General features: G+C 36.8%; 21 protein-coding genes. 10 read left to right on the top strand and 11 right to left on the bottom strand.

The features are described 5' to 3' along the window. Nucleotides 1–39 precede the first annotated feature (39 nt). Nucleotides 40–414, top strand: coding sequence for a VOC family protein (locus KKI44_RS14455; protein ID WP_214587960.1), 375 nt, complete (start codon nucleotides 40–42; stop codon nucleotides 412–414). 64 nt (nucleotides 415–478) lie between these two features. Here the strand turns inward: KKI44_RS14455 and KKI44_RS14450 are convergent, their stop codons facing one another. The 4 genes from KKI44_RS14450 to KKI44_RS14435 all read right to left on the bottom strand — a co-directional run bounded on the left by KKI44_RS14450 (nucleotide 479) and on the right by KKI44_RS14435 (nucleotide 3,362). Continuing rightward, nucleotides 479–733, bottom strand: a complete 255-nt coding sequence (locus KKI44_RS14450; protein ID WP_214591163.1) for a DUF3820 family protein — start codon at nucleotides 731–733, stop codon at nucleotides 479–481. A gap of 13 nt (nucleotides 734–746) precedes the next feature. After that, nucleotides 747–1,832, bottom strand: a complete 1,086-nt coding sequence (locus KKI44_RS14445) for an AI-2E family transporter (RefSeq protein ID WP_214587959.1) — start codon at nucleotides 1,830–1,832, stop codon at nucleotides 747–749. Further along, nucleotides 1,832–2,566, bottom strand: coding sequence for a beta-carotene 15,15'-monooxygenase (locus KKI44_RS14440; protein WP_214587958.1), 735 nt, complete (start codon nucleotides 2,564–2,566; stop codon nucleotides 1,832–1,834). The genes KKI44_RS14445 and KKI44_RS14440 overlap by 1 nt, the downstream gene beginning before the upstream one ends. A gap of 73 nt (nucleotides 2,567–2,639) precedes the next feature. Then, nucleotides 2,640–3,362 carry a hypothetical protein gene (locus KKI44_RS14435; RefSeq protein WP_214587957.1) on the bottom strand — a complete coding sequence of 241 codons (723 nt, stop codon included), beginning with the start codon at nucleotides 3,360–3,362 and terminating at the stop codon, nucleotides 2,640–2,642. 47 nt (nucleotides 3,363–3,409) lie between these two features. On the opposite strand from KKI44_RS14435, the gene KKI44_RS14430 reads away from it, so the two are divergent. Both KKI44_RS14430 and KKI44_RS14425 read left to right on the top strand, forming a co-directional pair. Then, the gene (locus KKI44_RS14430; protein ID WP_214587956.1) at nucleotides 3,410–4,387 is read left to right on the top strand and encodes an aminodeoxychorismate synthase component I; all 978 of its coding nucleotides are present in this window, start codon (nucleotides 3,410–3,412) and stop codon (nucleotides 4,385–4,387) included. Then, complete coding sequence (locus tag KKI44_RS14425; protein WP_214587955.1) at nucleotides 4,371–4,997, top strand: aminotransferase class IV; 627 nt, start codon at nucleotides 4,371–4,373, stop codon at nucleotides 4,995–4,997. The genes KKI44_RS14430 and KKI44_RS14425 overlap by 17 nt, the downstream gene beginning before the upstream one ends. Here the strand turns inward: KKI44_RS14425 and menD are convergent. Further along, nucleotides 4,994–6,670 carry a 2-succinyl-5-enolpyruvyl-6-hydroxy-3-cyclohexene-1-carboxylic-acid synthase gene (gene menD, locus KKI44_RS14420; RefSeq protein ID WP_214587954.1) on the bottom strand — a complete coding sequence of 559 codons (1,677 nt, stop codon included), beginning with the start codon at nucleotides 6,668–6,670 and terminating at the stop codon, nucleotides 4,994–4,996. The two genes, KKI44_RS14425 and menD, sit on opposite strands and share 4 nt — an antisense overlap. A gap of 85 nt (nucleotides 6,671–6,755) precedes the next feature. Here menD and KKI44_RS14415 point away from each other — a divergent pair, with 85 nt between their 5' ends. Continuing rightward, on the top strand, nucleotides 6,756–7,706 hold the full coding sequence (locus tag KKI44_RS14415) for an isopenicillin N synthase family dioxygenase (protein ID WP_214587952.1): 951 nt from the start codon (nucleotides 6,756–6,758) through the stop codon (nucleotides 7,704–7,706). Between the two features lie 118 nt (nucleotides 7,707–7,824). On the opposite strand, the gene KKI44_RS14410 is transcribed toward KKI44_RS14415, so the two are convergent. Further along, on the bottom strand, nucleotides 7,825–8,094 hold the full coding sequence (locus KKI44_RS14410; protein WP_214587950.1) for a hypothetical protein: 270 nt from the start codon (nucleotides 8,092–8,094) through the stop codon (nucleotides 7,825–7,827). Between the two features lie 223 nt (nucleotides 8,095–8,317). Between KKI44_RS14410 and KKI44_RS14405 the strand changes: the two genes are divergently transcribed. After that, entirely contained in the window at nucleotides 8,318–8,485 is a 168-nt protein-coding gene (locus tag KKI44_RS14405; RefSeq protein WP_214587948.1) for a bacteriocin-like protein, read from the top strand. A gap of 62 nt (nucleotides 8,486–8,547) precedes the next feature. Here KKI44_RS14405 and KKI44_RS14400 read toward each other — a convergent pair whose 3' ends face one another. Both KKI44_RS14400 and KKI44_RS14395 read right to left on the bottom strand, forming a co-directional pair. After that, nucleotides 8,548–9,594 (bottom strand): PA0069 family radical SAM protein, encoded by a 1,047-nt coding sequence (locus tag KKI44_RS14400; RefSeq protein ID WP_214591162.1) that lies wholly within the window; start codon nucleotides 9,592–9,594, stop codon nucleotides 8,548–8,550. 124 nt (nucleotides 9,595–9,718) lie between these two features. Then, the gene (locus KKI44_RS14395) at nucleotides 9,719–9,913 is read right to left on the bottom strand and encodes a hypothetical protein (protein WP_087706921.1); all 195 of its coding nucleotides are present in this window, start codon (nucleotides 9,911–9,913) and stop codon (nucleotides 9,719–9,721) included. Between the two features lie 174 nt (nucleotides 9,914–10,087). On the opposite strand from KKI44_RS14395, the gene KKI44_RS14390 reads away from it, so the two are divergent. Then, nucleotides 10,088–10,438 carry a hypothetical protein gene (locus KKI44_RS14390; protein WP_214587946.1) on the top strand — a complete coding sequence of 117 codons (351 nt, stop codon included), beginning with the start codon at nucleotides 10,088–10,090 and terminating at the stop codon, nucleotides 10,436–10,438. 26 nt (nucleotides 10,439–10,464) lie between these two features. Here the strand turns inward: KKI44_RS14390 and KKI44_RS14385 are convergent, their stop codons facing one another. Genes KKI44_RS14385 through KKI44_RS14375 form a run of 3 tightly spaced genes read right to left on the bottom strand, consistent with a single transcriptional unit; the run spans nucleotide 10,465 to nucleotide 15,074 of the window. Next, a complete protein-coding gene (locus KKI44_RS14385; protein WP_214587944.1) occupies nucleotides 10,465–13,149 on the bottom strand; it encodes a hypothetical protein in 2,685 nt (894 codons plus the stop codon). A 32-nt stretch (nucleotides 13,150–13,181) separates the two neighbouring features. Further along, complete coding sequence (locus tag KKI44_RS14380) at nucleotides 13,182–13,979, bottom strand: DUF2797 domain-containing protein (protein ID WP_214587943.1); 798 nt, start codon at nucleotides 13,977–13,979, stop codon at nucleotides 13,182–13,184. A 36-nt stretch (nucleotides 13,980–14,015) separates the two neighbouring features. After that, complete coding sequence (locus KKI44_RS14375) at nucleotides 14,016–15,074, bottom strand: DUF389 domain-containing protein (RefSeq protein ID WP_214587942.1); 1,059 nt, start codon at nucleotides 15,072–15,074, stop codon at nucleotides 14,016–14,018. 75 nt (nucleotides 15,075–15,149) lie between these two features. Here KKI44_RS14375 and KKI44_RS14370 point away from each other — a divergent pair, with 75 nt between their 5' ends. The 4 genes from KKI44_RS14370 to KKI44_RS14355 all read left to right on the top strand — a co-directional run bounded on the left by KKI44_RS14370 (nucleotide 15,150) and on the right by KKI44_RS14355 (nucleotide 22,020). Continuing rightward, on the top strand, nucleotides 15,150–16,172 hold the full coding sequence (locus tag KKI44_RS14370; protein ID WP_214587941.1) for a GDP-mannose 4,6-dehydratase: 1,023 nt from the start codon (nucleotides 15,150–15,152) through the stop codon (nucleotides 16,170–16,172). A 141-nt stretch (nucleotides 16,173–16,313) separates the two neighbouring features. Beyond that, nucleotides 16,314–16,535: a DUF2795 domain-containing protein gene (locus KKI44_RS14365; protein ID WP_027382805.1), complete on the top strand. Its 222-nt coding sequence runs from the start codon at nucleotides 16,314–16,316 to the stop codon at nucleotides 16,533–16,535. Between the two features lie 125 nt (nucleotides 16,536–16,660). Further along, nucleotides 16,661–19,735: a preprotein translocase subunit SecA gene (secA, locus tag KKI44_RS14360; protein ID WP_214587940.1), complete on the top strand. Its 3,075-nt coding sequence runs from the start codon at nucleotides 16,661–16,663 to the stop codon at nucleotides 19,733–19,735. 149 nt (nucleotides 19,736–19,884) lie between these two features. After that, the gene (locus KKI44_RS14355; protein WP_214587938.1) at nucleotides 19,885–22,020 is read left to right on the top strand and encodes a TonB-dependent siderophore receptor; all 2,136 of its coding nucleotides are present in this window, start codon (nucleotides 19,885–19,887) and stop codon (nucleotides 22,018–22,020) included. Nucleotides 22,021–22,077 lie beyond the last annotated feature (57 nt).

Below are 22,077 nucleotides of genomic sequence, written 5' to 3'. Positions count from 1 at the left end.
CCGAAACCTGAATATATTTAAAAACCAACCAGCTATAAAATGAAAAGAGTAACAGGAATCGGCGGAATATTCTTCAAGTGTAAAGATCCGAAAGCTTTAAAAGAATGGTATACAACTCATCTTGGAGTTGATGTTAATGAATACGGCGCAACTTTCGAATGGAAAGAGGCTGCGGAATCCAATCCAAATGGTTCTTTAACATGGAGTCCTTCTCCTGAAACCACTAAGTATTTTGAGCCTTCCACAAGGGACTTTATGATTAATTATACGGTTGATAATCTTGAAGCTTTAGTTGAAGAACTGAAAAAAGAAAATGTTGAAATTTTAGACGAGATCGCGGTTTATGATTTTGGAAAGTTTGTACATATTCTTGATCTTGAAGGAAATAAGATTGAGCTTTGGGAGCCTAAATAATTTTTGATTTATTTTGAGATAAAAAAAGTTTCGGCGGCATCTTCGATGCCGCCGAAACTTTTTGCTAAAATTTATACGTCTTTGTTTTAGGCTTTTGAAAACTCACTACTCCTCCCCGAATTGGAGCCAGCAAATCCATTAAACCATTCAGTTTTATTTCGTAAATCGTTGCTAACTGCATTCCCAGCTTGCCTTTTGGCATTCCTTTTCTGCAAAACCATTCAAGATAGCTTATCGGCAGATCCGCGAGAATGGTTCCTTCGTATTTTCCGAAAGGCATTTTAACAACGCAGATTTCCTGTAGTATTTCAGGGTTTATTCCGTTCTCCATGTTATATCATTAAATCTATTTTACCTTCCAGTTCTTCATTTTTGTTCGGAAGTTCAAGTTCAGGAGTATCGTCATCCGAAAACTCATTTCTGTATACCTGAATCAAAAGCAAAGTTAACGAAATTAAAATCGGACCGAAAACCAATCCCATGAATCCAAATAAATTCATTCCCATAATAATTCCGAAAACAGTGTTTAAAGGATGGATATCTTCTAATTTCTTCAGAAGCGTAAAACGAAGCACATTATCGGTTAATCCTACAACAATAAGGCAGTAAGCGGCCAATCCCAGTCCTGTTCCCGTATTGCCCTCTGCAATCATATAAATGCAGACCGGAATATACACAATTGCTGCGCCCACCACAGGAACCATCGAAGCAGCTGCCGTTAATGCAAAAAGTAAAACAGGACTCGGCGCATCAAAAATAAAATATCCTACCAGTGCAACAATACCCTGTCCGATAGCAACCACGGGAATTCCGATGGCATTTGCCATGATAAGCTTTCTCATCTTTTCGCCGATCATAGATACATTTGCTCTTTTCAAAGGAGCGGAAGACGACAGAATTCTTTCAAAAAAACGCGGCTTTGCCAACATAAAATAGAGAATAAAATACATCGACATAACTACGGTTAATGTATTTACAGTTCCGCTGAGAGCTTTTGTAGAAAACTGCCCTACGTTGCTTTTCAGCTTGTCCATATTTTCTTTGCTTAAAATATCGAACCCTACTTTATCGAAAATATAAGTATGAATTTTTTCCAGAAATACGTTAAACTTATCCATGTAAGCCTGCGCATTTCCTAATTTCTCAATTAAAAGATCTCCAATAAAATAAATGGGAAGAATAAGAATGACTAAACTGGCAAACATCAGTGTTAATGACGCAAGCCACGGTTTCCAGTTTTTCTCCTCCTGCAGATAAAAGTTATACTTTCTGCAAACCACATAGATGGTAATTGCTCCCAGAACAGAAGGGATAAACAGCGCAAGATTGTAACAGATTAAACCTGTAAGAACCAAAATGATAGCAAGAAGAAATACCTGCTTTATTTTAACGCTGCTGATTTGTTCATTTTTATTCATTATTTGTTAAATATTATTTGTCTTGGTTTTCCTAAATGAGCGCAGTACAGAGAATACATGACTGCAAAAATGAATGGTGCCGTTACAATAATTCCAATAAAGCAAAGCACTATTCCGGCCATTGATAAAAGGAAACCTACAAATGTTGCGCCAAGGAATACTCCGTAATTTTCTTTTACGATATTAAATGACTTTCCCAAAGCATCCGTTGCAGATGCATTTTCAAATAATAAAATCGGGTAACCCAGCATCAGAAAAGGATAGACAAAAATAATCGGGAATACACAAAGAGAAAGAGCAACGGAAGAAATAACTCCTGCCAGTAATGCGTAAATCAGGATATTTACAAAATTTTGTTTGTATCCGATAAAAAGATCAGAAAACTCGATAGGATTTTTTGTGTTGTATTTATTCGTCATGTAAATTAATCCCACATACAAAGGAGAAAGCAGAAGCCCTAAAACTCCGGATAACGTTAAATACAAAGGCATTCCCGGCGCACTGAATGCGCTAAAACTAGAATAATCGCCGGAATCCCGCATATCTTCGAACATTGCCGCTGAATTCACCCCGGAAACAGACTGAATAATGGCACCTAAAATACTGTAAATAATCATTGCAATTACTGCATACAGGAAAATACCTTTATACATTTCGAAAGCATGAGAAATAATGGATCCTGTACTTTTTTCCGGAACAGAACCCTGCTGGTCAAATTCATTAAATTCTGACATGGTGTAATTTTTTAATGTTATTACTACCAAATTAATATTTTTTTAGCAGAAATACATTAAAAACACGTCAATTTTATTCTTTTTCGGAGAAAATGGTTTTATAAAGTGAATAAATCATTGCATTCCAGAACGGAAAAGTGAATAAACCTCCTATAAAGAATAAAGTAAATCCAATGTATTTAAAAATTACTGCAACCATCACACAGACAAATATTTCCAGAAAATACATCTTCAGTGCTTTAAAATTCAAAGAAATCGATTCGAAGATGGTTCGGTTCATAAAAAACATCATAGGAGCTACAAATATTGTAATGCAAACCCAGATTACAGGCAAAATTAAAGTATTGAAAATCATGGCATAGATCAAAAACCAAAAAAGACCGTAAGAAATATATCTGAAGAAATTTGTGCCGTTATAACCTGCCAGCAAATCTCCGATCTCAATTTTCTCTTTTAAATCAATCTTTCTGAAAATCTGAAAAAATCCGAGATTTAAAGGATAAAGAAAAACCAGTGTCCCCAGTAAAGCATAGCTGAAATATCGAGAATTATCTGTTTGCCCAAGTTCTGCAGCTTTTGCTAAATAAGCATCCATTCCGTTTTTATAGGCTTCCAGAAGTTCCTGCTGCTGATCCAGAACTCCGAATTTTTCTGCAAAGAAAAACATTGAAGTAAAAAATATGGCAAAGTAAAGCACCGAAAACATCAGCTGAAAAATCAGTGTTTTATTCCAGTAGAAAAATGCCTGCTTCAGTATAAAATCTAATCCCGGTTTCTGCGGATATTTGTTTTCCATTAAAAAAATTTTGTGCAAAAGTAAACATCAATAATTACTTTTGCGGAATGTTTTCGGCGAATCATCAAAAATTTATTGAAATGGATGAACTTTCACTACAGAAAGTTCCCTACTTTTTTATCATTGATTTTCTTACGGAGAATGTTGAAATCTTTAAAGAAGATGAAATTGAAAATTCAGGCTTATTAATTGATTTTCAAAACTTTTCAAACGTACAAACAAAGCCTCATTTAAACAAAAAAGTAGAATGGATTTCTTATCCTGAAACTTTGGAAAGCTTTAAAACAGGATTCGATAAAGTTCAGAAAAATATTCGCTTCGGAAATTCTTATCTGGTAAATTATACCCGAAAAACTAAAATTGAGACGAATTTAACACTGAAAGAAATATTTTATCATTCTTCCGCGAAATATAAAGTTTTTTATAAAGATTTTTTCGTATTTTTTTCTCCTGAAACTTTTGTAAAGATCAACGACGGAAAAATTTTTACCTATCCCATGAAAGGCACTATTGATGCTTCTCTGGATAATGCGGCAGAAATTCTTAAAAATGATAAAAAAGAGAAAGCCGAACATTACACAGTGGTAGATTTGCTCCGAAACGATCTGAGCATGGTGGCAGACGATGTGAAGGTTGACAAATTTCAATACATCGATTTCATCAAAACAAAACAAAAAGATTTGTATGCCATGAGTTCCGAAATTTCAGGAAACATCAAACCTGAATTTAATGGAAAACTGGGAAGCATTATGAAAAAACTGCTTCCTGCAGGTTCTATTTTGGGAGCTCCAAAACCTAAAACACTGGAAATTATTCTGGATGCAGAAGGTTATGAAAGAGGATATTATACAGGAGTTTGCGGTTGGTTTGACGGAAAAAATGTCGACAGTTGTGTCATGATCCGTTTTATTGAAAAAGAAGGAGAAGAGTTTTTCTTTAAAAGCGGGGGCGGAATTACACACATGAGCAGGTTAGAAGACGAATATCAGGAAATGAAAAACAAAATCTATGTCCCAATTCATTGAAAGCATTAAAGTAGAAGATCAGGAAATTTATTTGCTTGAATTTCATCAGAAGCGTGTAGACCAGACTTTCGCCCACTTCGGGAAAGAAGGCACAATAGATCTTGCGAAGGTGTACAAACATCTGGATCATGATGAAGACGGTCTTTTCAAGCTGAGACTGGTGTATGATCTTGATAAAAAGATCCGTACCCAGATGATTCCTTATGCAATTCCTGAAATTGATGATTTCCAGCTGGTGGAAAACAACAGCTATGATTACTCTTTTAAGTTTGAAGACCGGAAAGAACTGGAAAAAATGAAGATGAAATCCAAAGCGGAAGAGATTATTATCGTTAAAAACAATCACATTACCGACACTTCATACTCCAACCTTTTATTTCTGAAAGGCAAAGACTGGTTTACACCTTCAACTTATCTTTTGAACGGGGTACAGAGACAAAATCTTTTAAAACATAAAAAAGTAAAAGAAACCGAGATCACTTTACAGAATATAAAGCAATTCTCTCATTTCCAAATTATTAATGCAATGAATGATTTTGACGAAAACTTCATCTATCCTTTGGACAGAATTATCAATCTGCCGGGAAATGAAGAATATTTAGATCTTTAATTTTCTTTCAGGAAGTTGAAATAAGATTTCTGTATATCTGCATTATGTAGAGCCTGCGTATTGATTTCCAATATTTTAGGCTGAACATCCGGTTTAAAGAAATTTTCAAGAACACGGTCTAAAGTTACCTCTTCATCTACTCTTGTGTAGGAGAATCCGAAATGTTTGGCTAAATACTCGGCATTTTTATGATGCTTTGTAGCGATAAATTCGTCTAACGTATTCGGATTGGCATTTCCCGGTCCCGGAATAATTTTGAAGATATTTCCTTCGCCGTTATTAAAAATCATGATTCTTACAAACGGAGGAATGTACTGATTCCAAAGTCCGTTAATATCATAGAAAAAACTTAAATCTCCGGTAATCAACAAAGTAGGATTAGAATTTTTGATTGCAAATCCCATTGCTGTAGAAGTGGAACCATCGATTCCGCTTGTTCCTCTGTTGCAGTAGATTCTTCTTTTGCCGTAATCGAAAAGCTGTGCATAGCGTATTGCCGAACTGTTGCTGAAATGAATATTGTAATTTTCAGGAACAATTTGTGCCGTTTTATTGAAAAAATAAAAATCTGAAAAATCCACGGAACTTATGAACTTCTCATGTTTTGCATCCTTTTTATCTCTTAAAACATCCCATAGATTGAAATAAGGTTTAGGTTCGAGATTGACAAATTTTAATAATTTAGAAAAGAAAACTTCAGGTTTTACCTCGATCTTTTCAGTCAGGGAAAAATACGTATCCGGCTGCCATACAGGATCTAAATGCCAGTGCTGTTTTGGCTTTGCCTTTCTTAAAAACTGTTTTACTTTTTTGGAAACAACGTTTTGCCCCACTGTGATCAGCAAATCCGGTGCATACATTTTAAAATCTTCTTCCGTGAAATTGAAAACGTATCGGTCTATATGTCTGAAAAATTTTTCGTGGTATAAATTTGAATTTGCTTCACTCAACACAACAACCGTGTGATTTTTAACCAATTGCGTTAGCTGATTTTCCAATTCCGGACTGTGATCTTTGGTTCCCACAAGAATCATGATTCTTTGTGAAGTATTCCAGTCTGCAACAAGGTTAGAAGGAATTTCGTATTCTTTCTGTTTGATTGTTCTTTCAACCGTCGGGAAAGTCGGCAATTCTGAAATTAATTCATACAAAGGTTCTTCCAGAGGAATATTGATGTGAACCGGACCTTGTTTTTCAATACAAAGTTCAATGGCTTTTTTAATGATATCAAAATTAATGTCTTCCGCATTTTCCTTTCCGTCTTCCAAAAGCTGAAAATCTCCGTAAGAATGCTGATGAAAAAGATTATTCTGACGGATCGTCTGTCCGTCGAAAATATCCACATAATCCGTTGGTCTGTCAGCAGTTAACACCAAAAGCGGAATATTGGAATAAAAAGCTTCCGTGATCGCCGGATAATAATTTACGGAGGCTGAACCACTTGTACAGGTAACTGCAACAGGTTTTTTCTCGCTCATCGCCATTCCCATTCCTACAAAAGCCGCACTCCTTTCGTCCACAATACTGTAACAGTTGAAACTGTCGATCTCTGAAAAATGAATCGCCAAAGGTGCATTTCTGGATCCCGGGGAAACAATGATATCTGAAATTCCGTATTGCTGAAGAAGGTGTGCAAGTATCTGAATACTTCTTTTGGAAGAATATTTTTTCATAATACAAATTTAACTGATAAATGCGTAACACGAAATAATTTTTAATTTAAAAATCTGTAATTTAGCAGTTCGTAAATTTCTAAAAATGGATAAAATACCTAGTGTAGACCTGCGTGATTTCCTTTCGGGTGACCCGGAACGCAAACAGAAATTTGTAAATGAAATCGGAAAAGCTTATGAAGAAATTGGTTTTGTAGCCTTAAAAGGCCATTTTCTTGATGACAAATTGGTGGATGAACTGTATGGAGAGGTAAGAAACTTTTTTGAATTGCCAACGGAAACGAAACAGAAGTATGAGATTCCGGGAATTGGCGGACAAAGAGGCTATGTAGGATTCGGTAAGGAGACTGCAAAAGGCTTCAAAAAAGGAGACTTGAAAGAGTTTTGGCATTTCGGACAATATGTGTCTGATGATTCCCAATACAAAAGCGAGTATCCGGACAATGTAATCGTTGAAGAACTTCCAAAATTCAACGAAGTAGGGAAAGAAGCTTTCCAAATGTTGGAAAAAACAGGACAGTATGTTCTGAGAGCTTTAGCGCTTTATCTTGGTCTTGATGAATTTTATTTTGATGATAAAATTGCAGAAGGAAACTCTATTTTAAGACCTATTCATTATCCGCCGATCACGGAAGAGCCGGATGATGCGGTAAGAGCTGCTGCTCACGGAGACATTAATCTGATTACTCTTTTAATGGGTTCTCAGGGGAAGGGTCTTCAGGTTCAGAATCATAACGGAGAATGGATCGATGCGATCGCAGAACCGGATGAACTGATGATTAACGTTGGAGATATGCTTTCGAGACATACCAACAATAAGCTGAAGTCTACGATTCACAGAGTGGTAAATCCGCCAAGAGAATTGTGGGGAACTTCAAGATATTCAATTCCTTTCTTTATGCATCCCGTGAGTTCAATGTCACTGAATGCTTTGGAAAACTGTGTAGACGAAAACAATCCTAAACTGTATGAAGATACAACAGCAGGAGAATTTTTACACGAAAGATTAATTGAATTAGGATTAATTAAAAAATAAATACAGACCGGGTAATTTACCCGGTTTTTTTTATGCCTTTCAGACAGCAAGAAATGATTAGACAATATAAAAAAGGAAGGTAATAAACACCTTCCCTTTTCTTACTTTATAATCTTTATTATCCTGTAATACAGTAGAATTCAGGGCATGGAGTAGATTGTGTAAAAGTACCCCACGGACAGATACATGTATAAGTATCTCCGCCACCGCCGGGATTTCCCGGATCTCCTCCCGGATCCTGATACGGTACACATTTTCCGCCAGAACAGATTTCATTTGCGCCACAGCCGCCCGAACCGGAACCGCCTCCTTCAATACAATACGCAGGACCGTAGCCCGCAGAAATTCTTTTTTTGTCTTCTCTTGAAAGCTTTTTAAAATTTTCCATAGTTTTTTGATTTTGATGTACTCCTACTCTGTCAGCTTTTCGGAAACCGCTTTAATATGATAAATATTTAACTATAAAATTCTAAAAATATTATTCACCAATATATGAAAATTCATTCATATTTTATTTTCATTGAAAAATTAATTAAAATATCCCACAATAGTTTGATTTATTAAAATTTTGATTATCTTTACATTAGTATCAAATTTTTAACTAAAACAATATGAAAAATTTAAAAAAACTAAGCAAAAGCCAGTTAAAGGGAATTAAAGGAGCAGGAGGAATTAAGTCTTTTCCGGATGAACCGGATTTTTGTATGTATGTTTGCGGAGACATCGTTGTATGCGCTGCATGCAGCAAAGATTTCGAATGTCCTGTAACGGATATGTAGGCTGCAAAAAAGTTATAAAAAAACCGTTCCTGATTGGAGCGGTTTTTATTTTTGTGAAACTGTTAATCAAACAACCTCAGCTGCTGATCTTTTGCTCCTGTAAAACCTTTAATGGAAAGTTTCGGAAATTCTTTTCCATCGAAAAACTTTTTTCGCCCTATTTTAAAGGTATTATGAATCATTTCTGCAATATTTCCTTCTCCCTTTTGTCTGTCGAAGAACTTTTTCTCACCTAATTTTCCGCCCCGCATAGAACGGATCAGATTTAAAACTTTCTGAGCACGGTCCGGAAATGCATTTTCAATCCAGTTCACAAAAACCGGCTCTACCGCATCATTTAATCTTACCAGAGTGTATCCGAAACTTTGCGCTCCTGCTTCAGAGATTGCTTTTAAAATGGTTAAAGGTTCATCGCTGTTTAATCCTGGAATAATCGGCGCGACCATCACATTGACAGGAATTTTATGTTCAGACAGAATTTCTATGGCTTTCAGTTTGTTTTTTGCAGCACTGGTTCTCGGTTCCATCTTTCTTCGAAGTTCCTCATTGATGGTGGGAATGCTAAGAGAAACGGACACAAGATTTTGTTCGGCTAGAGGCTGCAGAATATCGATATCGCGAAGAACCAAAGCGTTTTTTGTAAGAACATGAACCGGATGTCTGTAATCCAGACAGACCTGCAGTATTTTTCTGGTAATCTCAAAGTGCCTTTCTGCGGGTTGATAACAGTCTGTATTTCCTGAAAGTAAAATGGGAGCCGGTCGATATCCTCTTTTCTGAAAAAACTTTTCTAAAAGTTCCGGCGCATTTTTCTTCACCATGATCTTCCTTTCAAAATCAATTCCTGCACTGTATCCCCAATATTCATGAGTAGGTCTTGCAAAGCAGTAAGAGCAGCCGTGTTCACAACCCTGATAAGGATTCATGGAGTACTCCATCGGAAGATCATCACTTTTTACCTGATTGACGATGCTTTTAGGGAAAACTTCGGTAAAAGAGGTTTTTACAGTTTCGAAATCATCTTCTTCAGGCTCAAAGGTATATCGGTCGAAACGGTTGATAACATTTCGCTGTGCGCCCTGACCTTTTATGATATTTTCGTTCTGCATTGATGATGTAAAATTAGAGTGGAATGATGATAAAATGATCAATTTTAACATTAAAGTTTTCCACAAGAAAAATCCGAAACTTTAAAAGCTCCGGATTTTAACATGATTTAGATATATTTTTTAACTACTTCAGTGCATAAAATTCTACTCCGTGATATTCATCATCGTAGTTTTTGTCTTCGAAATGTCTGTGATAATCCGAATAGGCATCACTGTATTTTTTATCTTTTCTGTGTAATATTTTTTTAATTCCTATGATACTTAATACTGCCAAAAGACCAACTCCTCCTGCCAGTAAAACTCCGACTTCTTTTTTCATATTCTGTCTGATTTATATACCGTCTTTATTGCAAAAAGCATACCCAACCATTTTCTGTCATTATAATTTTTGTTAACAAATACTGAAAAAAATTTAAAATTGATTTGTTATTGCCAATACCACATAAAATAAAGCAATGGTTTAATTATTGTACTTTGAAGAGAAAATAGTATTATGGAAAGCACAGGTAACATTGATAAAATGACAACATTAAGCCAGGTGATGGCAAAATTGGCACAAAGAGGCGTCCACAGAGAATTCCGAATGAATGAAAACTGTGAAATGAAATTTGAAAATTCTGAGAGAGTTTATCAGCCTACAGATCTCACCATTATTAAAACATATCGTTTTGAAGGACCAAGCAGCCCGGATGACAATGCTGTTCTCTATCTGGTAAAAGATTCTGACGGAAATATAGGCATGATCATCGATTCTTACGGAGCAGACAGCAATTATCCCGGCGAAGATTTTGATAAATTCCTAAGAGAAATTGCTTTTGACGAGACTGAAGATTACAATTACTAAAGTTTAAATACGATGAAAATCCGGACTTATTCAGTTCCGGATTTTTCTTTTTTCTTAAAGATTCCTTTCAGGAAACCTTTCTTCTCGGTTTCTTTTTCAGACTGTTCCTTTTTATTCTGATCCGGATTCTTTTTTATCTCCTGCCCGATTTCTTTTACAGACTGTTTCATGCCTTTTACATCTTCTTTTACATTTTTCACTGTCTTTTTGGCATTCTCAACCGTTTTTTTGGCGCCATCGATATTAATTCCGATCAAAGTTTTTTTCAATCCCTGCTCAATTCCTTTCCAGAAAAGATTGAAGAACGATTTGGTAGGATCCCTCTCTACATTTTCTATCTGCACATCTTCAGGAAGCTTTCCTGAATCTGTTTTTACCAGAAGATTGGCAACGGCAGTTAAAAAACCTTTCTTTTCACGGTTGTTTTTATCCAGAATGGCAATTTTAAGATCTTTATGTTTCAGATTAAAACTTCCGTTCAATCCTCTTGGATCTCCTCTGAAATTGAACAGCATTTCCTGAATAGTTCCCGTTGCCGTTACATGAAGATAAGGACGGATAAAAGGATTGATTCCCTGCGCCGGAAGATTGGTGGTTCTTCCTGAAATAGCAAACACATCACGCTGATCGGCAACATCGAAATTCCAGTTTACGGAAAGCGGCGCAAGTTTCATAAAAGAACAGTCTATTTTTATGTCCACTCTTGTCGGCTTTCCTTTCATTTTGGCAGAGTTGAGGTTTTTAACATTCATATTAAAGTTGCTGAATGTCAGTTTTCCCGGTCCCGCACTTTCAGGCGTATCTTCTTCATACACGAGAACAGAGTTTCTAAGATTCAGATTATTGATTACCATCGGAATTTTTATAGAGCGTAGCAATCTCGAATACAAAGGTTTTTCTTTAGGATCGTCTTTCGGGATTTTACTTCTGAAAATATTGGCATCCGCAGACTCAATGGTTACATTAGAAGCGTTAATCGATTTATTGTCAGAAAACAGATTCCATGTTCCGTTTGCTGTAATCTGATTTACTTTAATATCGTATAAATCTCTTTCCACGGGAATCATTTTGATAAACTGGGATCTCGAAACGATAGGCTTCATCGCAAACTGAGAAAGCCGGATGTTATTTTTATCCACCTTCAAAGCGCCGGAAGTCATATGATAAAACTCCGTTTTGTAAGCGAAATTGCCTGAAGTCAGCGTATAGTTTTTTACATCAACCGCTATTCCTGAGTTGTCCGGCTTTGAGGTAAGCTGAATATCATTAATGGCTGCATTCAGTTTACTAAAACTCAAGGGCTGATTGTTTTTCTCATAGGTAATATCCGAATTTCTCAATACTACTTTTCTGATGATTACCGGAAACTGAATTCCACTGAGATTGGCTGATTTTTTTGCTGCCTGTACTTCTCCTGCTTTGATGCTTCCTTTCACCTGATCTACTAAAACATCTTTTACATCAAGATTCAGTTTTTTATCAACGGATTCCCATTTATTGATGTTGAAACCAATATAGTTTGCGACAAGATTCATTGAGGTTTTTCCTGCTGCTGAACCATTCGGAACTACAGAAATATTTCGGATTTCTCCTTTTTTCGGATTTAAAGTAAAGCTTTTTAAGTTAAAATCCTGATGATCGGAGTACAAAATATCCTGCGCTGAAAACTGAAAATCTTTATAGCCTACCGGAATAAGCTCTTCTCTTGTTTCTTTATCAAACTTCAGTTTATTGATGTTAAGATTTGCCTTTTTGGTATAGAGAAGCTGATCTCCGTTAGGTTTCATCACCTGAACAGTGGCGTTGTTCAATTTTATATCTTCGAGATCAATATCAAAATTAACTGGTTTTTTAGGCTTTACCGGAGCTGCATCTGTAGTGTAAATCTTAAAATCAGGATTATAAAAATTTGCGTTTGCCAGAGAAATTTTATTCTTTTTCAGAACAATATCTTCGAATTCCATTTTTTCGATATTAAACTGAAAAAGCTGCGTCTTCTTAGGATAATATTTTTTAAACTGCTCAAAAGTAACGAGTGGAGTGAGTTGAAACTGATCAATCGACATCTGTCCGTTTTTTGTTTCTATTTTATTGATTTCCAAAGCATACACATTATCAGGACGGAAGAAAAAATTACTTCCTTTAATGGTATACTGATCGAAAACGACAGGCAATTTATCTTCTACAGCTTCTTCCGTCATCTGAAGGTTTTCCACATACAGATTCAGATCCTGAACCGAAAAGAATTTCTGCTTCGTAAATCTGAAAATGCTGACATTTCCTTCATTAATTCTAATGTTGTCAAAACGTACCGGATTTCTTTTCTTTCCCGTTTTTGTATCAACCGGTTTCGCAAGAATAATATTCAGATTGGGTTTTGACAGGAGTAAATCCGAAGAACTGATCTGCTTGTTAAAGATGGCATCATAAATCCCGAAACGGCTTATCTTCAGGGTATCAATTGTTCCCTGAAGTCCGATAACATTAAAGTTTTGCGGATTTTTGCTGTTTACGGTAATCCCTGTGGAAAGAATATTTCCCGACACCAGATCCACATCCAGACTTTTGTAGGAAACTTTATAATCTGTATTGTTTTTTATGTACTGCGGAAGCCTTGTTTTCAGCCATATATTCAGTCCAAGATTTGCCAGTAAGATAACTGCAAACAGAATTCCGAGAGCAAGAAATAATTTTTTTACCCATCCTTTCATTTTTTGTGATTTGGTTTTAATTCAATATTCTATTAATTTTTAACAGTCAATTCAATTACATACCCTTCATGTCCTCTTACGTTAATAAACTCACCTCCGTCGAAACCTAAATACTGCCCTTTAATTCCTGTTAATTTCCCTGTATATTCAGGTCTTTTATCAAGGGTAAAAGAAGTTACTTTTTCAGGTTTTTCAAACGGATAATCGAATCTCCACAGATTTTCTCCTTCACTGTAGAACTTCTGGAAATCTTCAGGAAAATATTCTTTTATCTTCTGCTGAAAATCGGCAAGATCTATCTCGTCTTCAAAATCATCCTGAAGCATTTTCTTCCAGCTTGTTTTATCGGCAACATGCTGCTTCAAAGCAACTTCTATCATTCCTGCTTCATATCGGTTTTCTGTTCTGGCAATCGGCAGCGCAAATGTGGCACCCTGATCGATCCATCGTGTAGGAATCTGTGTATTTCTTGTAACTCCTACTTTTACTTCTCCGGTGTACGCAAGATAAACGGTATGTGGCTGTAACTGAATTTCCTTTTCTACATCCAAATCCCGTTCCGCAATTCCAAGATGCGCTGTGGAAAGTTCGGGACGAATGATGGTGTCGCTTGCATAAGGACTTTCAAAGAAGCAGTTTTTGCAGAAACCCATTCTGTAAATCGGTTTATTTTCGCCACAGTTTACGCATTGGTAACCTGTATGTTTTATGGTAAGTTCTTTTCCGAAAAGTTCATTCATGTGAATCAGATCACCGGAAAGATTGAGATAATATTGGATCGGCTCGTCGTGGAAGCTCGTCATCTTTAAAATTTGCCCTTGAAACTGCATTGTATTAAGTTTAAGTAAATATAAAAAAATTAAAATTTATTTGATTTTGTTCTCAGATTTCAGCAGATTGATTTCTGATTTTAAAGCATCAATCTGATTCTGGAGTTTTCTTACGTCCGGATTATTCATATTTTCAGAATGTGGCGAATATTGCCAGATTAAATGAATGTCTTTTACCAGATCATTATGTTCATCCAGCCTTTTTTTGCTGAGGGAAACGCTGTCATTCAGCACCGTAATTCTCAGAAAATTGCTTTCACCTTCTTTAAAAGGTTCATAATTGATGATGGCGAGTTCCGGATGATTTTCTCTGATCTTTCTGATGTAATTTTCAGACCGTTCTTTCAGTGTTTCTTTTTCCCATTTCTTTTTTGTGAGTAAAACACTCGGAAGCAGAATAACAACAGAAGCCAGACTTATAATTAATGAATTCTTTCTGTTCGCAGCTTTTCCTTTTTCCATGTAGTACTTCTGATAACCGAGTACGAGACTCAGAATCCACGTGCCTACCGCAATAAAAAAACAATTGATGAGGTAAAAATAAAATCCGCCCCAGAAATATTCCCAGTTTCCGTTAGCAATCCCGAATCCTGCTGTACAAAGCGGCGGAATACAGGCGGTAGAAACCGCAACTCCGGCAATTACTTTTATGGCTTCTTTTCTTACAATTCCTAGAAACCAAGCAAAACCGCCCAGCAAAGCCAGAGAACAGTCGAAAATAGTCGCTGTTTTAAAACTTTCCAGTTGGGATGTCTCAGAATGAAAAGGAGAAACAAGGAAATACAGCGTGGAAGAACAAAGGGCAACAATAATCATCAGAAGCCAGTTGAAAACGCCCAGCTTTATCAGATGTCTGTTTCCGATAGAAAATCCGAATGCAATTCCTACAACAGGTCCCATTAAAGGAGAAATCAGCATCGCTCCGATTACTGCAGCAGAACTGTTGATATTTAAACCGATGCAGGCAATTCCCATCGAGATCACCAGAAGCCAGAGATTGTGTCCGCGAAAGTAAATTCCCTCTTCAATTTCCTGAAAGGTAAATTCTTCCTCTTCTTCTTTGGGCAGGGTGAATAATTTTTGAAAATTAATCATTTATGATATTTATAGCAAAAGTATAAAAAGAGCATCCAAGTATTTTAATAAATTTGTGGAATTAAAAACCAACAAATGAATTATCTTATAACCGGAGGAAGCGGTTTCATAGGTTCCCATCTTGCTGAGCAATTATTGAAAAAAGGACATTCTGTCATAAACATTGACAATTTTGATGATTTCTACAGCTATCAGATAAAAATTCAAAATACTTTAGACGCTATTCAATATTTTTCGGATTTTGAATACTCCGGAAAAGATAATGATATTAAAAAACTAATTTCTCTTTCGCAATCAGAAAATTATAGACTGTATTATCAGGATATCCGCGATAAAAAAGGACTGGAAGCAATATTTACCCATCATAAAATAGACGCTGTTATTCACCTTGCTGCACTTGCGGGAGTGCGTCCATCCATAGAAAGACCTCTGGAATACGAAGAAGTAAACATCCGAGGAACCATGAATCTTTGGGAACTCTGTAAAGATTTCAATATTAATAAATTTGTCTGCGCTTCCTCATCAAGCGTTTACGGGAATAACGAAAAAATTCCTTTTTCTGAAACCGACAATGTAGACAATCCTATTTCTCCGTATGCAGCAACAAAAAAATGCGGTGAAATTTTAGGACACGTTTATCACGATTTATACAAAATAGATATGATCCAGCTCAGGTTTTTCACGGTTTACGGGCCCAGACAAAGACCTGATCTTGCCATTCACAAATTCACAAAATTAATTTCCGAAGATCAGGAAATCCCCTTCTACGGAGACGGAACCACCGCAAGAGATTATACTTATATTGATGATGTTGTTGACGGTATTTTAAAATCAATCCGCTATCTGGAAAATCATTCAGATGTTTATGAAATTGTTAATCTGGGCGAAAGCGAAGTAATTAATTTAAACGAAATGCTTTCCACCATCGAAAAGACGTTGGGAAAATCTGCCATCCGCAAAAATCTGCCAATGCAGCCCGGAGATGTCCTGAAAACCAATGCCGATATTACCAAAGCAAGGACATTAATTGGCTACAAACCTGACACAAACTTCCAAAATGGCATAAAAAAATTTGTGGAATGGTTTTTGAGAAAATGACCTCAGTAAGCCCGGGAAAGTACCTCAAACACTTTCTGAAGGCACACGGTGAACAAAATTTAACAAAAAGAATTGAAAATCAAGTATAAAAAAGCATATAATATAAGCTAATTTTATACTTTTGCAAAAAATTAAAAAATTATGTACTGGACATTAGAATTAGCTTCATACTTAAGTGACGCACCTTGGCCAATGACTAAAGCAGAGCTTATCGACTATGCAATCAGAACTGGTGCACCAATGGAAGTAGTGGAAAATCTTCAGGCTATCGAAGATGAAGGAGAAATTTATGACGCGATCGACGAGATCTGGAGCGATTATCCTACGGACGAAGATTATCTTTGGAACGAAGACGAATATTAATGAAAAGCATTAAGCTTTAGGCACTGCTTAGAGCTTTTTTGCCCTTTTTTATATATTATTTTTACACAATAAGTGTTATTTAAAACGCTTAAAGGATATCCTTTTAAGCATAAAGCAAAAAATTTATGAGTTTTTTAAACAAAGTTCTAAAAGGGTTTTTGGGAGACAAAAAAGCGCAGGACCTAAAAGAAGTAAAAAAAGTTGTAACAAAAATCAAAGCTGTTGAACCCGCTATTCAGCAATTGTCTGATGACGGTTTAAGAGATAAAACTGCTGAGTTTAAAGAAAATATTAAATCTGCAACCAGCAAAATCACAGCACAGATAGAACAGATCCAGGAGCAGATCAAAAATTCGAAAAACGTAGACGAAAAAGAAGCGCTTTTCTCGAAGATTGAGTCTCTGAAAAAAGAATCATACGAAATTGAAGAAAAAGTTCTGAGCCAGATTCTTCCTGAAGTTTTCGCTTTGGTGAAAGAAACAGCAAGAAGATGGGCGCAAAACGGAGAAATCCGCGTAACGGCTTCAGACTGGGACAGACAATTGGCTGCCGCAGGAAAAGATTTCGTGGAAATTCAGGGCGATCAGGCAGTCTGGAAAAACTCATGGGACGCTGCAGGAACTCCAGTAAACTGGGATATGGTACACTATGATGTACAGTTCATCGGTGGGGTAATTCTTCACAGCGGAAAAATTGCTGAGATGGCTACCGGAGAAGGTAAAACTTTGGTAGGTACGCTTCCAATTTTCTTAAATGCACTTCCGGGAAGAGGAGTTCACGTAGTAACGGTGAATGACTATCTTGCGAAAAGAGACTCGGCGTGGATGGGACCATTATACCAATTCCACGGAATGAGCATTGACTGTATCGATAATCACCAGCCAAACTCAGACGGAAGAAGAAAAGCATACAATTCAGATATTACCTACGGAACGAATAATGAATTTGGTTTCGATTATCTGAGAGACAACATGGTAACTTCACCTTCAGAACTGGTACAAAGAGAACTGAACTTTGCGATCGTGGATGAGGTAGACTCTGTATTGGTAGATGATGCAAGAACACCGTTAATTATTTCAGGTCCGGTTCCGCAGGGAGACAGACAGGAATTTGATGTTCTTAAACCTTCTATCGACAGAATTGTTGAAGTTCAGAAAAAAACAGTTTCCACTATATTTAATGAAGCGAAAAAATTAATCGCTGCCGGAAATACAAAAGAAGGAGGATTTAAATTGCTTCAGGCTTACAGAGGTCTTCCTAAGAGCAGACAATTAATTAAATTCTTATCGGAAAGCGGAAACCGTGCATTGCTTCAGAAAGTAGAAGCGCAGTATATGCAGGACAACAACCGCGATATGCCGATTGTAGATAAAGATCTTTACTTCGTTATTGAAGAAAAAAACAATCAGGTTGATCTTACAGACAAAGGTGTTGAATACATGTCTCAGGGAAACTCTGATCCTAATTTCTTCGTTCTTCCGGACATCGGAACTGAAATCGCAGAACTGGAAGCTAAGAATTTATCTAAAGAAGAAGAATTTGAAGCGAAAGAAAGACTTTTCTCCGATTTTGCAGAAAAATCTGAAAGAGTCCACACGATGAGCCAGTTGCTGAAAGCATACACATTATTTGAAAAAGATGATGAATATGTGGTTATTGACGGTGAAGTAAAAATCGTTGATGAACAAACAGGTCGTATCATGGAAGGAAGACGTTATTCAGACGGTCTTCACCAGGCGATCGAAGCGAAAGAAAATGTAAAAATCGAAGCTGCAACGCAGACTTTTGCAACCATTACTCTTCAGAATTATTTCCGTATGTACAATAAACTTGCGGGGATGACGGGTACTGCGGAAACAGAAGCAGGCGAGCTTTGGGAGATTTATAAATTAGATGTAGTGGTAATTCCTACCAACCGTCCGATTTTAAGACATGACAAACAGGATTTGGTTTACAAAACCAACAGAGAAAAATACAATGCTGTAATTGAAGAGGTTGAAAAACTGACGGCAGCAGGAAGACCTGTTCTGGTAGGTACAACTTCTGTTGAAATTTCACAGTTATTATCAAAAGCCCTTCAGTTACGAAAAATTCCTCATCAGGTTCTGAACGCGAAGCTTCACAAAAAAGAAGCGGAAATTGTTGCCGGAGCAGGACAGCCGGGTGTTGTAACCATTGCAACTAACATGGCAGGTCGTGGTACGGATATCAAGCTTTCCAAAGAAGTAAAAGAAGCGGGAGGCTTGGCAATCATCGGTACAGAAAGACACGATTCAAGACGTGTTGACAGACAGTTGAGAGGTAGAGCAGGAAGACAGGGAGATCCGGGAAGTTCTCAGTTCTATGTTTCTCTGGAAGATAACTTAATGCGTTTATTCGGTTCTGAAAGAATTGCAAAAATGATGGACAGAATGGGACATAAGGAAGGTGAAGTAATTCAGCATTCTATGATCTCAAAATCCATTGAAAGAGCGCAGAAAAAAGTAGAGGAAAACAACTTCGGAACAAGAAAGAGACTTCTTGAGTACGATGATGTAATGAACAAGCAGCGTGACGTTATTTATAAAAGAAGAAAGAACGCTTTGTTTGGAGATCACCTGAAGTACGACATCACCAATATGATCTTTGACGTGGCAAATTCTATCGCAGCAAAAGGGAAAGCGACAGGAAGCTATAAAGATTTCGAATACGAGATCATCAAAACATTTACGATGGAATCTCCGGTTTCTGAGAACGATTTTAAGAATAAAACGGTTCAGGATTTAACGAACATCTTATTCAAAGCAGCTCAGGAAGATTATCAGATGAAACTGAACTTACTGAAAGAAAAATCTTTCCCGATTATCGAGAATGTTTATCAGAATCAGGGTTCAATGTTCAGAATGATTCAGGTTCCGTTTACAGACGGTCATAAAACAATGACGATTGTAACCGATCTTAAAGAAGCTTATGAAACGCAGTGCGACAGCTTAATCAACGATTTTGAAAAGAACATTACGTTATCCATCATCGATGAAAACTGGAAGCTTCACCTTCGTGAAATGGACGATTTAAGAAGATCTTCTCAGGGAGCTGTTTACGAGCAGAAAGATCCATTGGTAATTTACAAGCAGGAATCTTTCCACTTATTCAGCGAAATGATTGATAAATTAAACAAAGAGATTATCTCATTCTTATACAAAGGTGAAATTCCTGCATAAGAATTATTAACCATACTTTAAAAACCGTTACAATTCAGTTTGTAGCGGTTTTTTGTTGCTCTCTCCTTTTGCTTTTATGACAAAAATCAATTTTATTATTTATTTAGAATAATTAAAAACAATATATTTGCATAAAAATTTAGGGTTTCATGAAAAATGTACTGATCTTTGCTTCGCTGTTAGGTTCTATGCTAACGTTTGCTCAGGAAAAAGATTCCATTAAAGGAAATGATATTGAAGAGGTAATTGTAAACGGAAAGTATTACAAGAAATATGTTGAAAAGGAAGGTTCTTCTTCTATACGTCTGGACGAAGAGTTAATCAAGATTCCTCAGAATGTTTCTATCATTACAAACAGAGCATTGGAAGATCAGCAGGTTACCACTTTGGGAGACGGTGTTCTTAGAAACGTTGCGGGAGCTCAACGATTAGAACACTGGGGAGATATGTACACCAGAGTAAATATGAGAGGTTCCAGAGCCGCAGCTTTCATGAATGGAGTAAATGTAACTTCAAACTGGGGACCGCTTAGCGAAGATATGTCGTATGTAGACCACATTGAATTTGTAAAAGGCCCATCCGGATTTTTAATGTCTAACGGAGAACCGAGCGGAATTTACAATATCGTTACCAAAAAACCGACAGGACAGTCTTTAAACGGTTCTGCAAGAGTAACTCTCGGAAGCTTTAATATGTACAGAGGAGAAGCCGATGTAGATACTAAAATTACAGATAAAGTGGCTTTCAGATTAAATTTAATGGCTCAGAATAAAAACAGTTTCAGAGACTATGAATTTAATGACAGATACATCATTAATCCTTCCTTGAAGGTAAATCTTACCGATAAAACTACTTTAACAGCAGAATATATTTACCAAAAAGCAAAAATGTCTGAAGTAGGTTCTGCCTACGTTTTCAGCTATGAAGGTTATGCCACAAAACCGGTTGAATACACCATGACCGATCCCGGAATTGCACCCACCAAAGTGGATAATAATACCGTAAATGTAAATCTTCAGCATAAATTTAACAGCAACTGGAAACTGACTTCACAGCTTACTTATGTGAATGAATATACCTTGGGAAGCGACATCTGGCCTTCTCAATTTTTACCGAATGGAGACATGATCAGAACGCTTTATTTCTGGGAAGCCAGCAATGTGATGAAATTCGGACAGGTATTTCTGAACGGTTATTTCAAAACAGGAGCTGTTTCGCATAAAATCCTGACAGGGCTTGATCTCGGATCTAAAAAATATTTGGCAGACTGGAATCAAAAACATAATATGGACACAGCCGCCAAACCTTTTAACATCAATTCCACAACATACAGCCCGCCTTCCAACGGATATGCACAGTTTGATACAAGCACTTCTCTGGAAAGCAGAGCAACTCCTTACGGAACTATTGAACAAAACTATACCGGATTGTATATTCAGGATGAATTAGGATTTTTTAATGATGCTTTAAGATTAACCCTTGCGGCGCGTTATACGAATGTGAAAGAAAATTCTTACGGAACCAAAGCAGAAGCAGACAAAATTACGCCGCGAATCGGAATAAGCTATTCGATTGATGACAATACTTCTGTCTATGGTTTATACGATCAGTCTTTCGTTCCTCAGGCAGGATTTTTCAGAACCGGAGGAATTCCTAAACCTATTACCGGAAACAATATGGAAGTGGGGGTAAAAAGAGACTGGTTCGGCGGAAAATGGAACACTACATTGTCTTTATACAACATCATCAAAAGAAATTCTACGGTTGCAGATCCTGCAAACAGCGCTCTTGAAAACTTTATCATTGATTTGGGTAAAACAAGAGTTCAGGGAATTGAATTTGATCTGAAAGGTGAAATCACAAGAGGATTTAACGCCATCTTCAACTATGCTTTCACGGAAAACAAAATCACAGAATCCAATGATCCTGTAAGCAATCCTGTAGGAATGAGAATTCCGGGCTATGCGAAACACACGATGAACGGATGGCTGAACTATACCTTTACACAGGGAACTCTGGAAGGTTTCGGGTTATCTTTTGGGGGAACCTATCTTGCAGACCGAAGCAGCTGGAACTGGGCAAATAGCGGAACGCAGAAAGACATGGACGATTATGTAAAATTCGATGCAGGACTTTCGTGGGAAAACACAAAATTCAGAGTCGGACTTAATGTCTTCAATGTTTTCAACAGGTATCTTTATTCGGGATCGCCATACGGAGCCTACTATTATTATCAGGCAGAAGCCCCGAGAAACTTCAGACTTTCTGTCGGATATAAATTTTAATTATCAATCATAAAAGTTAGCCTTTCCGGAGGCTGACTTTTCTTTCATTAAAAGTTT

Origin of the sequence: Chryseobacterium sp. ZHDP1, from assembly GCF_018603435.1 — a bacterium.
Lineage (GTDB): Bacteria > Bacteroidota > Bacteroidia > Flavobacteriales > Weeksellaceae > Chryseobacterium > Chryseobacterium indicum.
The sequence above is the reverse complement of the archived record's forward strand: the minus strand, read 5'-3'. Positions and strand labels throughout refer to the sequence as shown.

Coding starts and splice junctions, on each gene's coding strand:
- KKI44_RS14455 (WP_214587960.1), top strand. CDS start 40: ATGAAAAGAGTAACAGGAATCGGCGGAATATTCTTCAAGTGTAAAGAT.
- KKI44_RS14445 (WP_214587959.1), bottom strand. CDS start 1,832: ATGAATAAAAATGAACAAATCAGCAGCGTTAAAATAAAGCAGGTATTT.
- KKI44_RS14440 (WP_214587958.1), bottom strand. CDS start 2,566: ATGTCAGAATTTAATGAATTTGACCAGCAGGGTTCTGTTCCGGAAAAA.
- KKI44_RS14435 (WP_214587957.1), bottom strand. CDS start 3,362: ATGGAAAACAAATATCCGCAGAAACCGGGATTAGATTTTATACTGAAG.
- KKI44_RS14430 (WP_214587956.1), top strand. CDS start 3,410: ATGTTTTCGGCGAATCATCAAAAATTTATTGAAATGGATGAACTTTCA.
- KKI44_RS14425 (WP_214587955.1), top strand. CDS start 4,371: ATGTCCCAATTCATTGAAAGCATTAAAGTAGAAGATCAGGAAATTTAT.
- menD (WP_214587954.1), bottom strand. CDS start 6,670: ATGAAAAAATATTCTTCCAAAAGAAGTATTCAGATACTTGCACACCTT.
- KKI44_RS14415 (WP_214587952.1), top strand. CDS start 6,756: ATGGATAAAATACCTAGTGTAGACCTGCGTGATTTCCTTTCGGGTGAC.
- KKI44_RS14410 (WP_214587950.1), bottom strand. CDS start 8,094: ATGGAAAATTTTAAAAAGCTTTCAAGAGAAGACAAAAAAAGAATTTCT.
- KKI44_RS14405 (WP_214587948.1), top strand. CDS start 8,318: ATGAAAAATTTAAAAAAACTAAGCAAAAGCCAGTTAAAGGGAATTAAA.
- KKI44_RS14400 (WP_214591162.1), bottom strand. CDS start 9,594: ATGCAGAACGAAAATATCATAAAAGGTCAGGGCGCACAGCGAAATGTT.
- KKI44_RS14395 (WP_087706921.1), bottom strand. CDS start 9,913: ATGAAAAAAGAAGTCGGAGTTTTACTGGCAGGAGGAGTTGGTCTTTTG.
- KKI44_RS14390 (WP_214587946.1), top strand. CDS start 10,088: ATGGAAAGCACAGGTAACATTGATAAAATGACAACATTAAGCCAGGTG.
- KKI44_RS14385 (WP_214587944.1), bottom strand. CDS start 13,149: ATGAAAGGATGGGTAAAAAAATTATTTCTTGCTCTCGGAATTCTGTTT.
- KKI44_RS14380 (WP_214587943.1), bottom strand. CDS start 13,979: ATGCAGTTTCAAGGGCAAATTTTAAAGATGACGAGCTTCCACGACGAG.
- KKI44_RS14375 (WP_214587942.1), bottom strand. CDS start 15,074: ATGATTAATTTTCAAAAATTATTCACCCTGCCCAAAGAAGAAGAGGAA.
- KKI44_RS14370 (WP_214587941.1), top strand. CDS start 15,150: ATGAATTATCTTATAACCGGAGGAAGCGGTTTCATAGGTTCCCATCTT.
- KKI44_RS14365 (WP_027382805.1), top strand. CDS start 16,314: ATGTACTGGACATTAGAATTAGCTTCATACTTAAGTGACGCACCTTGG.
- secA (WP_214587940.1), top strand. CDS start 16,661: ATGAGTTTTTTAAACAAAGTTCTAAAAGGGTTTTTGGGAGACAAAAAA.
- KKI44_RS14355 (WP_214587938.1), top strand. CDS start 19,885: ATGAAAAATGTACTGATCTTTGCTTCGCTGTTAGGTTCTATGCTAACG.